Source organism: Acinetobacter sp. CWB-B33 (genome assembly GCF_039655955.1).
Lineage (GTDB): Bacteria > Pseudomonadota > Gammaproteobacteria > Pseudomonadales > Moraxellaceae > Acinetobacter > Acinetobacter bouvetii.
The window spans coordinates 271,495-290,695 of sequence record NZ_JAGFEU010000002.1 but is presented as its reverse complement, the minus strand read 5'-3'; the positions used below and the strand labels follow the sequence as shown (position 1 = coordinate 290,695).

Sequence of the window (19,201 nt, the reverse complement as noted above, 5' to 3'; positions counted from 1 at the left end):
AATAATAAATTAATAACCGAAGGCAATAGGCTTTAACACTCCTTAAAACCCATAAATAAATACGTGATTGTGTAAATAGACAGTTCGGTATATTTTAGGACTGAAATGTGGCTCTTCTTATTCTTTTTATTATACTTTAGTAAAATTAAATGATATGTTTAGCAAATGAAAATACTTAGCCAGTTACCAGAATTTTCATATAATTTATAAGCAAAATATAGAGATAAATAGAATGTGGGAATTGATTACGCACCCGTCTAATATTGTCTTCAGCATTAGCCTCTGCCTAATGTTTTTCTTTGGCCTGTTCGAAATGGTGCTGGTGCTGATCGGCGGCAGCTCGCATAGCGTGCTGGATCAATTTCTTCCTGGCGACACTGGCCATCAAACCGATTTAGCGATTGATGCTGATCAGTCTGTATTTTTGAAAGTTCTGGACTGGATGTATTGGGGGCGTGTTCCGCTATTTGTTTGGCTGATTATTTTCCTGACCGTTTACAGTCTGACGGGATTCATTATCCAGGGCCTCATGTTGCATTACATCTCCATGACTTTTAGCGCCTGGCTGATTGCCCCGGCCTGCTTATTTTTATGCATGCCGCTGGTGCGTATCAGCACGCAGCTGATTGCCAGAATATTGCCGCAAGATGAAACCACCGCCATTTACAGTGATGAACTTATTGGCCGTACTGCAGTGATTGTATTAGGCCATGCGAAATTGAATTCCCCCGCTCAAGCCAAAGTTTATGATCAGTTCGGCCAATTGCACTATGTCATGGTCGAACCGGAACAGGATGAAACGTTCAAACAGGGCCAGTCTGTTGTGTTAACGCAAAAAACTCAAATTGGTTTTCAGGCAAACCCAACGGCCTAAATTTTTGATAGTACATGCCATCGCGGCAGCCCAATGAATTAAAACATGATTTAAATACAATTTTTACTTTAAAGACAACTATAGAGAAACAACAACATGCTCGATTTTATTCCAAGCGGCATACTGCTTACAGCAGGCATAATCTTTGCCGCCTTTATCTTTATCGGTTTTATTCTTGCCCGGCTTTACCGCCGTTCCAGCAAGGAAATTTCCTTTGTGCGCACGGGTTTTGGCGGAGAAAAGGTGATTTTAGGCGGCGGCGCTATTGTCTTGCCTGTCCTTCACGAAATTATTCCTGTCAACATGAATACCTTGCGTCTGGAAGTGCGCCGCGCGGATGATCAAGCATTAATTACCCGCGACCGCATGCGTGTAGATGTGATGGCTGAATTCTATGTGCGTGTAAAGCCATTAGCCGAATCTATTGCAACAGCAGCGCAAACTCTGGGTCAAAAGACCATGTCGCCCAATGAATTGAAAAATTTAGTGGAAGGCAAATTTGTGGATTCCCTGCGTGCGGTGGCTGCCGAAATGGCGATGGAAGAACTGCATGAGAAACGGGTCGACTTTGTGCAAAAAGTGCAGCAGGTGGTCTCTGAAGACCTGCATAAAAACGGTTTGGAACTGGAAACTGTGTCTTTGACGGGGCTGGATCAGACAGGATTTAAGTACTTTAATCCGCAAAATGCCTTCGATGCGGAAGGCTTGACCAAGCTGACTGAAACCATTGAAGACCGACGCCGCAAGCGCAATGCGATTGAGCAGGATGCAGACCTTGCCATCAAAACGAAAAACTTAGAAGCTGAACAGGCGCGCCTGCAAATCTTACGTGAAGAAGAATATGCCAAATTGCAGCAGGAGCGTGAAATTGCAGTGCGCCGAGCAGAACAGCTGGCTGAGATTGCAACACAGGAAGCGGGTAAAAAGCGTGAAGCTGAAGAAGCCCGCATTGCGGCAGAGCGTGAAGTGGATTTAAAGCGCATTACCGCTGCGCGTGATGTAGAAAATCAAAACATTCAAAAATCACAAATTATTGAACAGGCGCAGGTCGAGCAGAAAAAAACCATTGAATTGGCCGAGCAGATTAGAGCCATTGCCATTGCTGAAAAATCCCGTGAAGAGTCGGAAGCCAAAGCGCAGGCTGACCGCGCCCGCGCAGAAGCGGTAAAAGCTGAAGAGGAAGTCATCACGGTCCGTGAAACACAGCGCGCGGAACGTCAAAAAGCCGTTGAATTAGTCGCAGCAAAACAGGCGGCAGAAAAGGATGCGATTGCCATTACGGTAGCGGCAGAAGCAGGCAAGCAAGCAGCAGCAGATGATGCTGAGGCTATCCGTATTGCCGCGGAAGCGTCTGCGGAACAGGCCCGCTTAAAAGCTAAAGGCGAAGCCGATGCGAAAATGCTTTTGGCGCAAGCCATGGAAAAACAGTACCAAGTTGATGCAGAAGGTACACGCGCTGTAAATGAAGCAAATAATGTGCTGTCATCTGAGCAAATTGAAATGCAGATCCGTTTGGCGATGCTGAAATACTTGCCGGAAATTATCCGTGAAAGCGTCAAGCCGATGGAGAATATTGACGACATTAAGATTCTGCAGGTGAATGGCCTGCATGGCAGCCACGGTTCTTCTTGCCAAGGCGATGCGCAGCATGACGGAAGCAATGTGGCTTTGTCCGATCAAGTCGTCAACAGCGCCCTGCGCTACCGCTCTCAAGCGCCGCTGATTGACAGCTTAATGAGCGAACTGGGCATTCAGGGCGGCGACATTAATGGGCTCACCCAGAGCTTAAAGCAAAAAACGGGCTGATTCAGGCCAGCGCGATTTTCCCTTTAAAACTGCGGCTGAATGGCCGCAGTTTTTTTATGGCGGTTGTGATGCGCCCCTATTCACAAACCTGAAAACAGCACCGGCTCTTGAAAAGCCGGCAAGACCGCATCAGCAACAAAGTGTCAACCAAATCACACTTTCATTCTTTCATTGCATCCCTCTATATTAACAACACCAAATACATCAAAAAAAGATCAAGAAATGCAATTCAAGCGTTCAAAAAAATCGCCAATGCGTGAGTTAAAGCCGCATAGACTGGCGCAAAAAAAACTAAGATTTCACCCTTTTTTATTTATGCAGCCGAAGCTGCTGAGCATATTGGCCTGCATGGGTTTAGCAATTGCAGGATCCTGCAATGCCGAAACTGTACAAATTGCGCAGCATCCCATTCAAGACCTAGTGAAACGCTATGCAGCGTCTGCGCCTGCGCGGCAAAAAACAGCTGGACTGCGGACTGCTCAGCAGAACATGCGCATCATGCATATTGATTTAGACTACGTTTATGATGCCGACCCCGCACAGCAAAAACGCAATCTTCGGGAACTTATCCGCCGCATTCAAACCATTCAGCCCAATACTGTTTTTTTGCAGGCCTTTGCCGATCCTGATGCCAATGGTTCAGCCAATGCCGTTTATTTTCAAAACAGGCACATCCCGCTGCGCGAAGATTTATTTCACCGCGTGCTGCTGGAGATCCGCCAGCATACGCAAGTCCAGGCTGTATATGGCTGGCTCCCATTAATCGCGTGGGAATTCCCTAAAAAGTACCAATTGCAATACGTGCAGAATAGCGGCGGAAAGAAAGGCTACATCCGCATTTCGCCTTTTGATGCAAAAAATCTGCAGTATACCGCTGAAATATTTCTAGACTTCATTCAGCAGAACTCTGTTGACGGCATTCTGTATCATGATGATATTACCCTCAGCGATTTTGAAGATGACAGCGCGCCGGCCCATGCCGCCTATCAAAAATGGGGCTTTAACAGCGCATCCTTAATTGAGCAGCCGGAACATCCGCATCAGTTAAAATTTTCCCGCTATAAAACCGCCTATTTAGACCAATTCGCCGCAGGCATCAGCGAAATATTGAAGCAGCGCCAGCCGAATCTGCGCTTTGCCCGCAATATGTATGCAGAAGCCGTACTGAATCCAGACAGTGAAAAATGGTTCAGCCAATCCAATGCCGGTACCTATCAGCACTATGACTATAATGCCATTATGGCGATGCCCTATATGGAAAAAGCTGAAGATCACCGCCAATTTTATTTAGACTTGATTCAGCGGGCAAAAAAATACGACCCGAATTTGAGCCGTACCATTTTTGAATTGCAGGCCACTGACTGGAATCATCAAAATCAAATATCTGATGAAGAGTTAATCGACACCATACAATTGCTGGCGCAGAATGGCGTTCAGCATATAGGCTATTATCCTGATGACTTTGTGCAAGGGCATCCGGATGCCAAGCAGCTGAAAGATGCATTTGCAAAAGCTGAATAACACAGCAGCCTGACGAATGCGGCATGCTTCCAACAGCGCTGCCGGATCATCAATTCTCTAGCGATTGATTTGATAATTTTCCAGCCGCCCTTCTTCTGAGTAATGCAGGGTCATGTTCTTGGACTGACGCATTTTCGCAATATCGCCCGCTTGGACATTAAAGCTTTGCGCCAGAGCATCATAATTCACATTGTCTGGCGCCTTGCGCCGGTCTTTGCCATGAAAACGCACCCAGTTATAACCGGCCCAGACAAATAGGCAGCCGATCAAAATGCCAATGCAGGCCATCAGCTTCAAGATAGAAATGCCAGTCAAAGGCTGTATCTGCTCAATGACCTGCGTATACGCCACCGCGCCTTCAAACCACCAGAACATGAGGGTTAATATAGGCATAAACAGCCACATCCAAAACATCCAGCCAACAGCCATTAAGCTATAGCCTGCAGTTTTGCGGCGTACATATTCAGGCTGGTCGATATATTCCGGCAGTTCCAGCAAAGCCTCATCTTTGATGATGTGGAATTCAGCTGTATTGGCTGGCTTCTGTACTGGACCATGAACATCGATATATTCCGGCAGTTCCAGCAATGACTCATTTTCGATAATGCGGAATTTAGCAGCATTGGCTGGCTTCTGCGCTAGATCATTAACTTGGCTCATTGTTTTCCTCCCCTCTAAAACCGCGGTCTGGGCTGACCCAGCGGGCGCGTTTCTGCGTTTTAAAAATGGTTTTCGGCAAGGCAAATACCGTTGTCAGCATGGCCAAGATCCAGAAGAACAGCGGATACCAAATCACCCAGAAATAATTGCGCAGCATGCGGTGCCTATCATAGGGCCGGTCAATCCAAAGGCTCACCAAAAATTGGATTAAACAGGTCAAACCCAAGATCACGCCATACCATTGCGGAATCAGCGATTGAATTGCCCATTCGCCTGGCAGCGAGAAAAACAGCCCATAGAAATACAGCAGAAAAATCCCAAACATGGTGTACGCCCACAGCACACTGATGATGGATTCAAAAGCAATTGGCCACATGCGCCTTAAATGCCATTTACAGATTTTCGGCAAATACGCAAACAGCACTTCAATACCGCCTTGCGCCCAGCGCAGGCGCTGCTTCCACAAGCCGTTAAACGTTTCAGGCATGTAGATATAGCACAGCGCTTGCGGCACATAGTGCAAGTCCCAATGATCAAACTGCAAGCGCCACGACACATCGATATCTTCTGTAATCATGTCATCACGCCAGTAGCCGATCCGGTCCAAGGCTGTTTTGCGGAAACCCGCTATAGCGCCTGATACCGTAAAAATACGGCCATACGTCCGCTGCGCGCGCTTTATTAAGCCAATGATTGAAGAAAATTCTCCGACTTGAATTTTGCCTAAAACGCTGGAACGGTTCACAATGCGCGGATTTCCAGTGATCGCGCCCACCCGCGGGAATCTGGTTAAATGGTGCATCATCCACAGCACAGAATGCGGATGCAACAGCGCATCACCATCGATGCAAACCAAATACTCAAATTGGCTGACCATTGCGCCAGCCCGCAGCGCATAAGCTTTGCCCTGATTTTCCGCCAGATGCACCACGCGCAGTTTAGGATACTGTTCCGCCAGCCGGTCTAAAATTTCACCCGTCCGGTCTCGGCTGCCGTCGTTTACCGCAATCACTTCAAAGTTCGGATACTGTGTCTGCATGGCAAAACGGATGGTTTCATGCACCTGTGCTTCTTCATTAAAGCACGGCACAATAATGCTGCAGCCGGCATTACTTGGCACGGGCAATTCCGGCTGTTTCCATTCACGCTTTAAATAAAACCAGATGCCGCCGGCAATCCAAACCCATGCCATAAACAGCGGGTATAAAAAGGCAAAGCCAAAGAACAAGTCATTAAAACTCAAATCTGTTATCCATTGTTCCATTACCTGGTTCCTCCTTGCTGATAAGGATCGCGGTAGGTCAGCGGACTGCCATTCATGCTTAAATTTTTATACAGATTTTGCTGTACTCTAGCTCCATCCTGAAGCAGGTAATTATTGACGCCGATCTTTTGAATGGAGGCGGCACGCAGCATCTGATAATTCTGCTGATAGCGCTCCCAGTCTTTGCTGCTCATTTTCGGGTTAATGTCTAAACTGACAATCAAACGCTGTTTTTGCTCTGCGCCTAAGCTATTCAGCGCTTTGACAAAGGCTTTAAACGTTTCCGGCTGCTGCACCGGATTCAAGCTGATATACAAAAAATCCGATGCTGTTAAGGCCTGCATAACTAAAGGCTTTAAGCCTGCAAAGCGGTTGCCTTTTAAACTCAGCTTTAGGGCAGTCTGATTATCATTGCTGATATTGGAATAGTAATGCGCGCTCGCTTTGCTTTGCTCTTTGATGGCAATGACCTGTTTCACTTGCTGTGTACAAGCTTCGGTCCACTGCGCTTGGCTAATGGCGCAGTCCAGCGCATTGCCTGGATCTAAAATCAGTCCTTCCAATGAACTGTTGTTCTTCATTAAGTCTGCCGTCAGATCAGCTAAATTAATGCCCTGCTGCAATTCCAGACTGACCGGCAGTTCAGCATAGACCCGGTTTGAAATGCGGGTTCTCGCTTGCCATACGGTACGGTTCAGCAAGTCCTGCTGCATCGGCAGCTTTGAATTTGGAAAAAACAGCGCATCAATTTTCCCGTCGCCGTCTTGATCAACTGCAGCCTGCAGCAGCAGTGTATTGCTTTTCAATGCATTGACTTGATCCAGCAGCTGACCAAGCTTTTGATCAAATTCCTCAGGAGTTTTGGACTGCAGTTCCGCCAAATTAAAGCTTAAAAAACTTTTGCGCTGCTTATACGGCGCGCGAGCTTCACTGATAAAATCATCCATATTCTGATGAATTTGTTCAGGACTCGGATTGTCCATAATCAGTATGCGCTGATAAGTCTGAATGGAATCCGCCAAACTGACCACATTGCCTAAGCTGAAAGACATCGGCAAGCCTGCTTGACGCGCCAATCCTTCAATTTCAGGGGTAACAGCGCCATAAGGCCAAAAAATTGCCAAACTGTTAATACCCAGTTGAAGATCAAGCTCTTGTTTGGATTTTTGCAAATCATTCACAATGCGCTTTTCAAACTCGGCTGTGTTTTCATAGCGGTTTGCAGCAGGCAGGTATTCCCGGGTGATTGCCGCCGGCTCCATATTTTTCTGCGGATTTGCCAAGATGCCGCGATGCAAATTATCTGAATGCGAGACAAACTCTGCCAAGCCGGACTGCTGCATTTCGCGCATTTGGTCCCAGTTCATTAAACTGCCTTCACCATACGCCTCATAAGCATCTTTGGTATTGCCGTTAATCCAGCTGGTTGGAATGGCGAATACGGCTGGATAGTTATAGGCTTTCAGCAAAGGAAAGACTTTGCTGTAACTGCTGAGCGCGCCATCATCAAAGGTCAGCATAATGGCTTTTTCAGGCAGTTTTTGCTGCTTCAGCCGCGCCTGCATTACGTCCTGCAGGCGGATTGGCTGCCAGCCCTCACGTTTGATCCAAGCAAAAAACTGTCCTAAGTTCTGCGTGCTGATGGCATACACATCACGGTCGCCGCTTTTAGCCACATCGTCACGTACATCGTGAAAAGTCAGCGTGACAAATTGATTTTGGCGCTGCTGTTCCTCACTTAAAGATAAAGGCGCATTGATCCGTACCGCGGCGGTCTTCGCTGCCTGCAGCGCAGTTGCGCTGAATGGCAGCAGCAACCCCAAGACCAAGCCTTGCTTCAAAAATAGCTGTCTAAACTGTCTTTTCATTAGAAGCGCCCCTCAAATCCAAGCGTGGCATAGGTTCTATTTTCATCATCGCCATCATACGGATGTGAACCCCAGCCTATGCCATAATTCAGTTTCCAGGTCCGGGACAGCTGCCAGTCATGCTGATAATAAATATTGTAAAGCGCTTTGCCGGAGTAGCCGTTTTGCCCAAATGCGCCTACTGTTGCTGCGAAATGCTGATTAAAATGGCGTTCATAATTGCGCCAAGTCATCCAGTCGTGTTCTAAAGTAATCTCTGCGCTGTAACTGTGCTCAGGATTGAAATACGGCACATCAACCTGATCATTTTGGCCGTAAAAGCCGCGGACGGTTGCCGCTGTAATATGATGCGGCGACTGCTGCAGCTGCTGCTTAAAGTAGGCTGAAAGCTCCTGACGGGTATTGCCATCATCGATATCTGTCAATTGGTAAGCCGCGCCGGCTTTGCGCGATTCATTCTGCTGCCAATTCATCCCGAACAGATACGACTGCCCTTCATGGCCTTGCGCCAAAGACTGCAGCGGAATATCCGCCTGGCTGTCATAGCCCAGCGCATAATCCCAATGATCACTCAGCCGCTGCGCCCAGTTCAGCTGCACGCCAAAGCGGTCGCCGTCCGTACTCTGTGACAGCAAAGCAGATGCGGCTTTACGGTCTGAAGACCATTCCAGCCCCGCACCGATGCGCTGATCTTTCAGTTTTCCCGTTTCATACTTTGCCCAGCGGTTGCTGTGATCTGCAAAAAGGCGGAAATTTTCATAGAACCAAGGACTATTAATGCGCGTCCAGTTCTCCTGTTCGCGGGAACCTTTTAAGCGGCCCAGCAGCGCGTCATTGTCTGAATCACTTTTTGAAAAAGCGCTTTGATGCTGGATCGTCGCCCGATTGCGGTCATCCAATTCCTTCTTGCTTTGCTGAACACCGGTATCTTCGCTTAAATTCTTGAACAGATATTGATTCATCGCCCGCCATGCCTGAACCTGATTCAGCGCCTGAAAGTTCTGCATGCGGTTAATTTGCGTCGCCTGACTGACTGGTTCAAGACTGTTCAACTGATCTAAAGTGCGCTGCGACTGCTCAGGCTTTTGGCGCCAGCGCTGAATCTGCGCCAAGTTGTTTTGATAGCCGATATTGCCCGCCGCTTTAGCGGTCAATTCATTAAAATACCGCTCAGCCTCGCCAAGTTCATTTCTGTAGGCATAGTTCAGGCCTTTCAGGGCAATAAATTCTGTCCGGTCATCATGCGGCGCTTTATCCACCCCTTTGGCATTACTGTACACAAAGGTTGGCAGCTGTTTATCCATTTCATCAATCAGCTGATTGGCTTCTTTAAATTTTTCCTGCTCAATCAAACTGTAATACAGCCCTGAATACACGTTATAGTCCGCATAATTTTTTTCTGCAAACAAACTCTTATACAGCTGCTCTGCCCGTTTTGGCTGACGGATTTTTAAATAGCTGTCTGCCAGCGCATGACGGACATAAGCGGGCATTTCCATCATATCCAGCCCAGTTTTGCTTGCTTGCGCAATCGCTTGCTTTGAGGCATTTCTGGCATTTAAGGCAAAAATGTATTCATAATAAAATTTGCGCTTACTGGCTTCATCCGCGGGCAAAGAGGGCTCATAAGCCTGCATATCCGCAATCACACTGTCCAAAGATGCGTAAGCCTCTACCCCTCGCTTCATATCAAATGCATTTTTCGATGCTTGAATGCCTTGCTGAATGCGCTGTGAAAATTCATTCATCTTTAAAAGATGCTGCAATGCTGGACGTGAAGCAATCATGCCGTTGGACTGGATATATTGTTCGGCTTTCACAAAATCACTGTTTTGCATTAATGCCAGCACATACTGTTCTTGAGTATCGGTATCCGTTTTTTTATCCAGCGCCAGCTGAGCGGCATGCAATGAATCGGCGGGCATCTCCAATAAACGGTAAGCATAGGCCAGCTGCGATAAATAATCGGCTTCAAAAAACTGCAAATCCATCTGGGCAAACTTCTCTCGCGCCCGTTGCTTTTGCCCTGACTCAGCCAGCAATACACCCTGCCAAATGGGCCATTGCTCAGATAAATCCGTCTGATAAAACTTTTCTGTCCACTGCAGCGCCTGATCATACTGCTTCAGATCACGCAGCCCTTTAATCACACTGACTTTGCCGTAGTCTGGGAATTCAGCCGGCACAATCTGCGTCAGATATGCGGCATCATTGGCTGAAAATTTTGCATTTGCGTAGCGCAGCGCCATATAGTCTGCGATTAGCTTCTGATTGTCTGGATACTGCTTCAATAATGCTTTTAACTGATTAAAGCCTTGATCGGTATTACCGGCATGGATTTCAGCAACACTTATTTCCCGCTGCTGATCAACAAGATCATCAGCCTGCCCTAATACTGGAAGACTTGTCAAAATCGATAAAAAGCAAAATTGGCCTAAATATGTCTTATTGATCATGATTATTCACATTAAGAAAGTTATATTTATAAGCAGCCACATAATGTGACCTGATTCACAGTATATAGAATAAAATTGGCTAAATTTTCGCCTGAATCATCATTTTTATGTAAGAAAGTGTTTAAAAAGTGATCAATAAAAAGAGCATCGCTATGTATTTGAAGTTTCTTATTTTTATTACAGGTACAAAAAAGCCCCTTTAAAGGGGCTTTTTCTTGCAGCTGATGAACACAGCCGAAGTCTCTTGCTTAAGCGATATTTTTATCTTTCAGCACTTGCAGCATGGTAGAGCCCAATTCTGCTGGGCTGCGCGTATATGCCATTCCCGCTTTTTCAAAAGCCGCAAATTTTTCTTCAGCCGTCCCTTTTCCGCCAGAAATAATGGCGCCCGCATGCCCCATGCGTTTGCCTTTCGGCGCAGTCACACCTGCAATATAGCCCACAACGGGTTTCGTCACATGCGCCTGAATATATTCCGCAGCTTCTTCTTCTGCCGTACCGCCAATTTCGCCAATCATGATAATGGCTTCAGTTTGCGGATCTTCCTGGAATAGCTTTAAGCAGTCAATTTGATTCATCCCCGGAATCGGGTCGCCGCCAATGCCGATACAGGTTGATTGGCCTAAACCGAGCTTCGTGGTTTGCGCCACCGCTTCATAGGTCAATGTGCCTGAACGCGAAATAATGCCGATTTTACCCGGCTGGTGAATATGGCCCGGCATAATGCCAATTTTACACTGTCCTGGCGTAATGATGCCCGGACAGTTTGGCCCGATTAAGCGTGCATTATTGCCATAGGTTTCTAAATAGCGCTTGGCTTTCAGCATATCCAGCGTCGGCACGCCTTCAGTAATCACGACAATCAATTCAATGCCTGAATCAATGGATTCAATAATGGAGTCCAAGACAAAGGGCGCAGGCACATAAATTGAGGTGGCATTTGCGCCGGTTTCTTTCACAGCTTCTTTCATGGTGTTAAATACAGGCAAATTCAGGTGGGTTTGACCGCCCTTGCCCGGCGTGACGCCGCCAACTACTTTTGTGCCGTAGGCAATCGACTGTTCCGAGTGGAATGTGCCGTTTTTACCGGTGAAGCCTTGTACCAATACTTTTGTGTCTTTATTTACTAATACGCTCATAATGGCTACTCCTTAAGCTTTTACTGCAGCAACAATTTTTTCTGCAGCATCAGCAAGGCCATTCGCAGAAATTAAAGTCAAACCTGATTCATCGAGTAATTTTGCGCCCAGTTCGGAGTTATTCCCCTCCAATCGAACCACGACAGGCACAGTTACATTTACTTCCTGAACCGCAGCAATAATTGCCTCAGCAATCATGTCACAGCGTACAATACCGCCAAAAATATTAATCAAAACACCTTTTACAGAGCTATCCGATAAAATAATTTTAAACGCTTCAATCACCCGCTCTTTGGTTGCGCCGCCGCCCACATCAAGGAAGTTGGCAGGCTGGCCGCCATACAGCTTAATGATATCCATGGTTGCCATGGCAAGGCCTGCGCCATTCACCATGCAGCCAATGTTGCCTTCCAATGCCACATAGTTCAGATCAAACTCAGACGCTTTCAATTCACGCTCGTTTTCTTGCGATTTATCACGCATGGCGGCAATTTCAGGCAGACGGTACAGCGCATTTGAATCAATGCCCACTTTGGCGTCTACGCAAAGAATTTCGCCATTTTCACGCACAGACAGCGGATTAATTTCAAACAGCGCAAAATCATTTTCAATAAACGCCTGATATGCCGCTGTCATGATTTTGACAAATTGATTGATCTGTTCATTTTTCAGATTTAAAGCAAAGCCGACTTCGCGCGCTTGGAATGGCAATAGCCCAACGAGTGGATCAACTTCGACTTTAATAATTTTTTCAGGGGTTTCTTCTGCAACTTTTTCAATTTCCACACCGCCTTCAGTTGACGCCATAAAGGTCACGCGGCGGCTGGAACGGTCGACCACTGCGCCCAAGTAAAGCTCCCGCTCTACAGGGTACACATCTTCAGCCACTAAAATGCTGTTCACAGGCTGGCCGTTTGAATCTGTTTGATAGGTCACCAAACGCGTACCAATAATGCTGTTGGCGTAATCTGCCGCTTCCTGAGCCGTTTTAACGACTTTTACACCGCCTGCTTTACCGCGGCCGCCTGCATGCACCTGCGCTTTTAATACTGCAAATTTTCCACCCAGCTGTTCAAATGCTTTTACGGCTTCTTCTGCATTGGTGGCCAAAATGCCTTCCTGTACCGGCATTCCATATTTTTTTAATAGCGCTTTCGCTTGATACTCATGTAGATTCATCGATTAACCTTTTTATTGCTGCTTATTTACTTTTTTGTTGCGCCAAGGATGTTCTCTGTCTCAGCAAACATATTGGATTTTTTTAAACTTTCTTATCTTATTTTTAGATGATTGTTCAAATAAAAACAACCATCAAATGCAAAAAGAGCGGCCTAAGCCGCTCTTTTCTTCATCTTATTTGCGCTTACGCTGAATCGCGTGAATCGCTCGTCCATCCACTGCAAGCGCAGCTTCATGAACCACTTCTGAATAAGTCGGGTGACCGAAAGTCATCAATTGCAAATCTTCAACAGATGATACAAATTCAAGCGCAATCATGCCTTGGTGTACAATATCCGAAGCGCCAGGGCCAATGATGTGCATACCCAATAAACGGTCAGTTTTCGCATCCGCAACAAACTTCACGAAACCAGCAGATTCGTTCGCAGCCAAAGCGCGGCCGTTTACCGCAAATGGGAACTGGCCAGTTTTAACTTCGTGGCCTTTTTCTTTCGCTTGCTCTTCTGTTAAACCAACCCACGCCGCTTCTGGGTGTGTGTAGATCACAGAGATGATTGTGTCGTAGTTTACTTGAGCTGCGTGACCGTGCATACGTTCAACAGCCATTACGCCTTCTTCCATTGCTTTATGTGCAAGCATTGGACCACGTACCAAGTCGCCAATTGCGTATACGCCTTCAACAGAAGTTGCACACCAATCGTTGACTTCAACCAAACCGCGCTCAGTCAATTTAATGCCAGAATCTTCTGCCAATAAACCTTCTGCATAAGCTTTACGGCCTACACAAACAATCAGCTTGTCAAAAACTTGAGTTTTATCTTCGCCAGCTTGGTTATATTGAACAGTCACTTCACGGCCATTCACTTCTGTGCCAGCAACTTTAGCGCCAACGCGAATGTCTAAGCCTTGTTTAGTCAAAAGCTTTTGGTAGTCTTTCGCTAAAGCTTTATCGGCCATTGGCAAGAATGCATCCATTGCTTCAAATACAACAACTTCAGAACCTAGACGGCGCCATACTGAACCCAGTTCAAGACCGATTACACCGGCACCAATCACACCTAAACGCTTAGGCACTTCTTGGAATTCCAATGCGCCGGTTGAATCAACAATTAAGTCTTCATCCACTTTAGCTACTGGAATGTTTACAGGTACAGAGCCTGTCGCAAGAATGACGAATTTAGGTTCTAAAACTTGAACTTCATTGCCTTCTAAAGGCGTGAATTCAACTTTTTTGCCCGCAAGCAATTTACCTGTGCCTTGCAGCCATTCAATGCCATTGCCTTTCAGCAGCTGCGCAACACCGCCAGTCAGGTTGTCGACAACTTTATCTTTACGAGCCAAAAGCTTTTGAAGATCAAGCTGAACATTTTCAACTGAAATGCCGTGAACATCCAAGCCATGAAGCGTATCTTCATAGTGATGCGATGAGTCAAGCAATGCTTTAGATGGAATGCAGCCCACGTTTAAGCAAGTGCCGCCTAAAGATGGCTTGCCTTTATGAACGCGTTTTTCGATGCAGGCTACTTTAAAGCCTAACTGTGCAGCGCGGATTGCAGCTTCATAACCGCCAGGACCGCCACCAATTACTACTAAATCAAACTGTTGAGACATGTGTATCTCCAAAAATGGGCTTAGAGGATCGCCCTAAGCCCATGGATTTATTCTGAAGTATTAAAGATCAAGGATGAGTCGAGCTGGCTCTTCTAACAATTCTTTGATTGTTACAAGGAAGCCTACAGCTTCTTTACCATCGATTAAACGGTGGTCATAAGAAAGCGCTAGATACATCATCGGCAAGATCTCTACTTGACCATTCACCGCCATAGGGCGCTCTTGGATTTTGTGCATGCCCAAAATCGCAGTTTGCGGCGTGTTCAAGATAGGTGTAGAAAGCAAAGAACCGAAAGTACCGCCATTGGTAATGGTGAAGGTACCGCCAGTCATGTCTTCAATGCCCAGCTTGCCGTCACGCGCTTTGCCAGCGTATGCACGGATACCGTTTTCTACTTCTGCATAGTTCATGCGGTCTGTATCGCGAAGAACAGGCACCACTAGACCGCGGTCAGAAGATACAGCAACACCGATGTCATAGAAACCGTGGTAAACGATGTCTTCGCCATCAATAGAAGCGTTTACAGCTGGATAGCGTTTAAGCGCTTCTGTCGCTGCTTTAACAAAGAATGACATGAAGCCAAGACGCGCGCCATGACGCTTTTCAAAAGCATCTTTGTATTGGTTACGCATTTCCATGATTGGTTTCATGTTCACTTCGTTGAACGTTGTCAACATTGCTGTTTCTTGAGTTGCAGCAAGAAGACGTTCAGCAACACGCTTACGAAGACGAGTCATTGGAACGCGTTTTTCAACACGTTCACCAACTGCAACGCTTAGAGGCGCAGCTGCTGGAGCAGCAGGTTTAGCTTGATGATTCGCAACATCTTCTTTCGTGATGCGGCCGCCGCGGCCAGTACCAGATACGTCAGAAGCAGCAATACCAGTTTCTGTCAACGCTTTGCGGACTGCAGGCGCTTGGTCAGAAACAGGCTGAGCACGTTCAACAACAGGCGCGTTGCCTGCTTGAGTCTGCGCAGCAGCTTGTTCTACTTTTGCTTCAGATTGAACTGCTTGAGTTTGAGCAGCGCCGGAAACAGCGCCTTCTTCAAACTGTGCAATCACTTCAGCAGAAAGCACTGTGTCGCCTTCATTTTTAATGATAGATGCAATTGTACCGTCAGCAGGAGCAACAACTTCTAAAACAACTTTATCTGTTTCAATATCGCAGATCACTTCATCACGTGATACCGCTTCACCAGGCTGTTTGTGCCAAGTTGCGATTGTGCCGTCAGCAACTGACTCTGGGAATACCGGTGCTTTAATTTCGGTTGCCATTACTAAGAATCTCCTGTTATTCAGCTACGATCGCTAAAGCGTCATTTACGAGCTGAGCTTGTTGTTTTGCATGCAAATATGGTGAACCGCAAGCCGGCGCTGCTGAAGCTTCACGGCCTGCATAACTGATGCGTACTTGTTTACCCGCTTTCATCACGTCGTCATACAGACGCGGCGCAATGAACAGCCAAGCACCTTGGTTTTTCGGCTCTTCTTGAGCCCAAACCACTTCAGTAACGTTTGGATAAGAAGCAAGCACTTCAGCAATACGCTTTTCTGGGTATGGATACAATTGTTCAATACGAACGATTGCTGTGTTGTTCAGTTCTTTTTCACGGCGTTTTTCAAGCAGATCGTAATAAACTTTACCGCCGCACAGCACAAGACGAGTTACGTCTGATTTGCTGATGCTGTCGATTTCGTCAATCACCGTCTGGAATGTGCCAGTTGCAAGCTCATCTAAAGTAGATGTTGCAAGTTTGTGACGAAGAAGAGACTTCGGCGATGTGATGATCATTGGCTTGCGGATTGGACGCAATGCTTGACGGCGCATCGCATGGAAAATCTGTGCCGGAGTCGTCGGAGTCATCACTTGCATGTTGTCTTCAGCGCAAAGCTGTAAGAAACGTTCTAAACGTGCAGATGAATGCTCTGGACCTTGACCTTCAAAACCGTGAGGAAGAAGCATCGTCAGACCGCATACGCGTTCCCACTTGGTCTCGCCAGACGCGATGAACTGGTCAATTACAACTTGCGCACAGTTTGCGAAGTCACCGAATTGTGCTTCCCAAATAACCAAGCTCTTCGGAAGCGTTGTTGCATAGCCGTATTCGAATGCAAGAACCGCCATTTCCGACAATAGAGAGTCATAAATTGCAGTGCGCGGCTGGTTTTCTTTCAAGTTACATAATGGAATGTAAGTTGAACCGTCTACTTGGTTATGCAGTTTTGCATGACGGTGTGAGAATGTACCACGGCCAACGTCTTCACCTGTTAAACGAACAAGGAAGCCTTCATCCAAAATAGTCGCGTATGCTAAAGTTTCAGCAGCGCCCCAGTTCAATGGCATTTCACCAGTCTGCATTTTCAGACGGTCATCAATCACTTTAGAGACTTGACGCTGCATCACGAAGCCTTCTGGAAGCTCGCGCATTTTAGTGCCAAGCTCTTTTAAGCGCTCGATTGGGAACGTTGTATCCCAGTTGTCTGTGTATTCATGACCCAAGTAAGGCGTCCAGTCCACAAACATTTTTGTGTTTGGTTCTAGCACCAATGCATTTGCAACGTGCTTGCCTGCTTCAAGGTCAGAACGGTACTGTTCAACCATTGCATCAGCAGAAGCGCGGTCTAATACACCTTGTTGAACCAATTGATCTGCATAAAGCGTACGAGTAGTCGCTTTTTTGTTGATCACTTGATACATCATTGGCTGAGTTGCAGCCGGTTCGTCCGCTTCGTTATGACCGCGGCGGCGGTAGCAGAACATATCAATCACAACATCTTTACGGAAGGTGTGACGGAAGTCATGCGCCAATTGCGATACAAACAATACAGATTCTGGATCATCGCCATTGACATGGAAGATTGGCGCCTGAATCATTTTCGCAATGTCAGTACAGTATTCTGTAGAACGCGCGTCACGCGGATCAGAAGTCGTGAAGCCCACTTGGTTGTTTACAACGATGTGAACTGTACCGCCAACTGTATAACCGCGGGTTTGCGACATTTGGAAGGTTTCTTGGTTTACGCCCTGGCCCGCAAATGCTGCATCGCCATGTACAATCACCGGCAATACATCATCGCCGCCAATGTCTTTGCGGCGTACTTGGCGTGCGCGTACAGAACCTTCAACAACCGGCCCTACGATTTCCAAGTGTGATGGGTTAAACGCCAATGCCAAGTGAACTTCGCCGCCTGGAGTCATCACGTTTGAAGAGAAGCCTTGATGGTACTTAACGTCGCCTGAACCTTTTTTATGCAGTGATTTGCCTTCAAATTCACCGAAAAGATCCGCCGGGTTTTTACCCATAATATTGACAAGAAGGTTCAAGCGGCCGCGGTGAGGCATGCCAATCACAACTTCTTTACAGCCTACAGAGCCTGCGCGCTGAATCAGCTCATTCACCATAGGAATGAATGACTCGCCGCCTTCCACGCCAAAGCGTTTTGCGCCAACGAATTTATTGCCGAGGTATTTTTCCAGGCCTTCAGCAGCTGTCAAGCGCTCTAAAACATGCTTTTTCTGTTCTGCATTATAGCCGAACTGACCGCGGGCGCCCTCAAGGCGCTGTTGAATCCAGCGTTTTTCTTTGGTATCTACAATGTGCATGTATTCTGCACCAATCGAAGCACAGTAAGTCGCTTCCATGGCTTGAACCATTTCACCCAGCGTGGCTTCAGTTTTGCCAATCGCCAAGTTGCCTGTATTGAAAGGCGTATCTAGATCAGACTGAGTCAAGCCATGTGCCGCAAGATCTAAATCCGGCACGATTTCACGTTTAGCTAAACCAAGCGGATCAAGTTTTGCTTTTTGGTGACCGCGGTTACGGTAAGCAGCAATGAGTTGTAATACGCCAATTTGACGGCGCTCATGCTCAGAACTTACTGCGCTTTGAACCACAGGCTGAACACGGCTTGAATTACGTCCTAATAATAGGAATTGCTCACGTACATTGCTGTGCGGCTGATCGCCTTTAGGGAATTTATCGAAGTATGCGCGCCAGTCAGCTTCTACTGAGTCTGGAGCTGTCAAATACTGCTCGTAAAGTTCTTCAATATACGCTGCACTGTCAGCGGAAAGTTCAGTGTCAAGACGCAGTGCGTCAGCAACTTCTTGCATTTGTGGACCCATTTCCTATTGCAAAAACATTTCAGGATGCTTTTTAAGCGAACCCATGATCATTAATGTCAAATTGGTAACATGACATTAGTCCCCATTCGGCTTAAGCCATGAGGCGCGTTATCACTACATCAGGAGTTCCCAATGTGATTAATGAACAATAACGCCCCTCAGCGGCATCATTACTCATTGTTATACCCGGCCAAAACCGGGCAATTTTTTGCAAATCGTCTTAGAAAAAATAATCTCTGCGCTTTACTTTTTCTAAATCGACTTCCTTACCTTTATATACTGTCTCGCGGCCGCTAAATGTTGAAAAAATGTACGTTTTTCTGCCCAATTTTCACATATAACAGTGCGATAAATGCTAACACGTTATGCTATTTCAATTGATTTTTTTGACACATACCTCCTATAAATTGGCGAAATACAATAGCGCTATTTTCTACTAAGATATGGTGCGTTATATAAATTGATCTTTCAATTTAGACAAAAGTCTATTTTGCAATTTTTTAACGCAAACCGCTTAATAAAAAAGAGCGTGAATATGCTTTCTACAGCCATTTACGCCCCTTACACGTTATATGATAACATTTTCATCACCCTTTAACAGCGCAAAACAGTTATTCCATCATATTTTAACCAGCCTATTTCACCCAAACCACGGCAATTCACTAAAACCACACCATTCTGGCGCTGATTTTAA

At 46.4% G+C, this 19,201-nt stretch carries 12 protein-coding genes; 3 read left to right on the top strand and 9 right to left on the bottom strand.

What is annotated here, in order from left to right; all coding sequences use genetic code 11:
* Positions 1–232: 232 nt before the first annotated feature.
* From JZ784_RS07605 to pgaB (JZ784_RS07595), 3 genes are all read left to right on the top strand, one after another.
* Positions 233–874 carry a YqiJ family protein gene (locus JZ784_RS07605; RefSeq protein WP_346314425.1) on the top strand — a complete coding sequence of 214 codons (642 nt, stop codon included), beginning with the start codon at positions 233–235 and terminating at the stop codon, positions 872–874.
* Between the two features lie 96 nt (positions 875–970).
* The gene (locus tag JZ784_RS07600) at positions 971–2,680 is read left to right on the top strand and encodes a flotillin family protein (protein WP_005008279.1); all 1,710 of its coding nucleotides are present in this window, start codon (positions 971–973) and stop codon (positions 2,678–2,680) included.
* 348 nt (positions 2,681–3,028) lie between these two features.
* Positions 3,029–4,201: a poly-beta-1,6-N-acetyl-D-glucosamine N-deacetylase PgaB gene (gene pgaB / locus JZ784_RS07595; RefSeq protein WP_346314424.1), complete on the top strand. Its 1,173-nt coding sequence runs from the start codon at positions 3,029–3,031 to the stop codon at positions 4,199–4,201.
* A gap of 57 nt (positions 4,202–4,258) precedes the next feature.
* On the opposite strand, the gene pgaD is transcribed toward pgaB (JZ784_RS07595), so the two are convergent.
* The 9 genes from pgaD to JZ784_RS07550 all read right to left on the bottom strand — a co-directional run bounded on the left by pgaD (position 4,259) and on the right by JZ784_RS07550 (position 18,495).
* On the bottom strand, positions 4,259–4,861 hold the full coding sequence (gene pgaD, locus JZ784_RS07590) for a poly-beta-1,6-N-acetyl-D-glucosamine biosynthesis protein PgaD (RefSeq protein WP_346314423.1): 603 nt from the start codon (positions 4,859–4,861) through the stop codon (positions 4,259–4,261).
* Positions 4,848–6,125 carry a poly-beta-1,6-N-acetyl-D-glucosamine synthase gene (pgaC, locus tag JZ784_RS07585; RefSeq protein WP_005008270.1) on the bottom strand — a complete coding sequence of 426 codons (1,278 nt, stop codon included), beginning with the start codon at positions 6,123–6,125 and terminating at the stop codon, positions 4,848–4,850. Before pgaC ends, pgaD begins: the two co-directional genes overlap by 14 nt.
* Complete coding sequence (gene pgaB / locus JZ784_RS07580; RefSeq protein WP_346314422.1) at positions 6,125–7,993, bottom strand: poly-beta-1,6-N-acetyl-D-glucosamine N-deacetylase PgaB; 1,869 nt, start codon at positions 7,991–7,993, stop codon at positions 6,125–6,127. The genes pgaC and pgaB (JZ784_RS07580) overlap by 1 nt, the downstream gene beginning before the upstream one ends.
* Positions 7,993–10,449 (bottom strand): poly-beta-1,6 N-acetyl-D-glucosamine export porin PgaA, encoded by a 2,457-nt coding sequence (gene pgaA / locus JZ784_RS07575; protein WP_346314421.1) that lies wholly within the window; start codon positions 10,447–10,449, stop codon positions 7,993–7,995. Before pgaA ends, pgaB (JZ784_RS07580) begins: the two co-directional genes overlap by 1 nt.
* A 248-nt stretch (positions 10,450–10,697) precedes the next feature.
* The gene (gene sucD / locus JZ784_RS07570; RefSeq protein WP_130144141.1) at positions 10,698–11,588 is read right to left on the bottom strand and encodes a succinate--CoA ligase subunit alpha; all 891 of its coding nucleotides are present in this window, start codon (positions 11,586–11,588) and stop codon (positions 10,698–10,700) included.
* A 12-nt stretch (positions 11,589–11,600) separates the two neighbouring features.
* Complete coding sequence (sucC, locus tag JZ784_RS07565; RefSeq protein ID WP_005008264.1) at positions 11,601–12,767, bottom strand: ADP-forming succinate--CoA ligase subunit beta; 1,167 nt, start codon at positions 12,765–12,767, stop codon at positions 11,601–11,603.
* A gap of 174 nt (positions 12,768–12,941) precedes the next feature.
* Positions 12,942–14,378 (bottom strand): dihydrolipoyl dehydrogenase, encoded by a 1,437-nt coding sequence (gene lpdA / locus JZ784_RS07560; protein ID WP_346314420.1) that lies wholly within the window; start codon positions 14,376–14,378, stop codon positions 12,942–12,944.
* A gap of 60 nt (positions 14,379–14,438) precedes the next feature.
* Complete coding sequence (gene odhB, locus JZ784_RS07555) at positions 14,439–15,656, bottom strand: 2-oxoglutarate dehydrogenase complex dihydrolipoyllysine-residue succinyltransferase (protein WP_005008262.1); 1,218 nt, start codon at positions 15,654–15,656, stop codon at positions 14,439–14,441.
* Positions 15,657–15,672: 16 nt separating this feature from the next.
* Positions 15,673–18,495 (bottom strand): 2-oxoglutarate dehydrogenase E1 component, encoded by a 2,823-nt coding sequence (locus tag JZ784_RS07550; RefSeq protein WP_005008259.1) that lies wholly within the window; start codon positions 18,493–18,495, stop codon positions 15,673–15,675.
* Between the last annotated feature and the right edge of the window lie 706 nt (positions 18,496–19,201).

Coding starts and splice junctions, on each gene's coding strand:
- JZ784_RS07605 (WP_346314425.1), top strand. CDS start 233: ATGTGGGAATTGATTACGCACCCGTCTAATATTGTCTTCAGCATTAGC.
- JZ784_RS07600 (WP_005008279.1), top strand. CDS start 971: ATGCTCGATTTTATTCCAAGCGGCATACTGCTTACAGCAGGCATAATC.
- pgaB (WP_346314424.1), top strand. CDS start 3,029: ATGGGTTTAGCAATTGCAGGATCCTGCAATGCCGAAACTGTACAAATT.
- pgaD (WP_346314423.1), bottom strand. CDS start 4,861: ATGAGCCAAGTTAATGATCTAGCGCAGAAGCCAGCCAATGCTGCTAAA.
- pgaC (WP_005008270.1), bottom strand. CDS start 6,125: ATGGAACAATGGATAACAGATTTGAGTTTTAATGACTTGTTCTTTGGC.
- pgaB (WP_346314422.1), bottom strand. CDS start 7,993: ATGAAAAGACAGTTTAGACAGCTATTTTTGAAGCAAGGCTTGGTCTTG.
- pgaA (WP_346314421.1), bottom strand. CDS start 10,449: ATGATCAATAAGACATATTTAGGCCAATTTTGCTTTTTATCGATTTTG.
- sucD (WP_130144141.1), bottom strand. CDS start 11,588: ATGAGCGTATTAGTAAATAAAGACACAAAAGTATTGGTACAAGGCTTC.
- sucC (WP_005008264.1), bottom strand. CDS start 12,767: ATGAATCTACATGAGTATCAAGCGAAAGCGCTATTAAAAAAATATGGA.
- lpdA (WP_346314420.1), bottom strand. CDS start 14,378: ATGTCTCAACAGTTTGATTTAGTAGTAATTGGTGGCGGTCCTGGCGGT.
- odhB (WP_005008262.1), bottom strand. CDS start 15,656: ATGGCAACCGAAATTAAAGCACCGGTATTCCCAGAGTCAGTTGCTGAC.
- JZ784_RS07550 (WP_005008259.1), bottom strand. CDS start 18,495: ATGCAAGAAGTTGCTGACGCACTGCGTCTTGACACTGAACTTTCCGCT.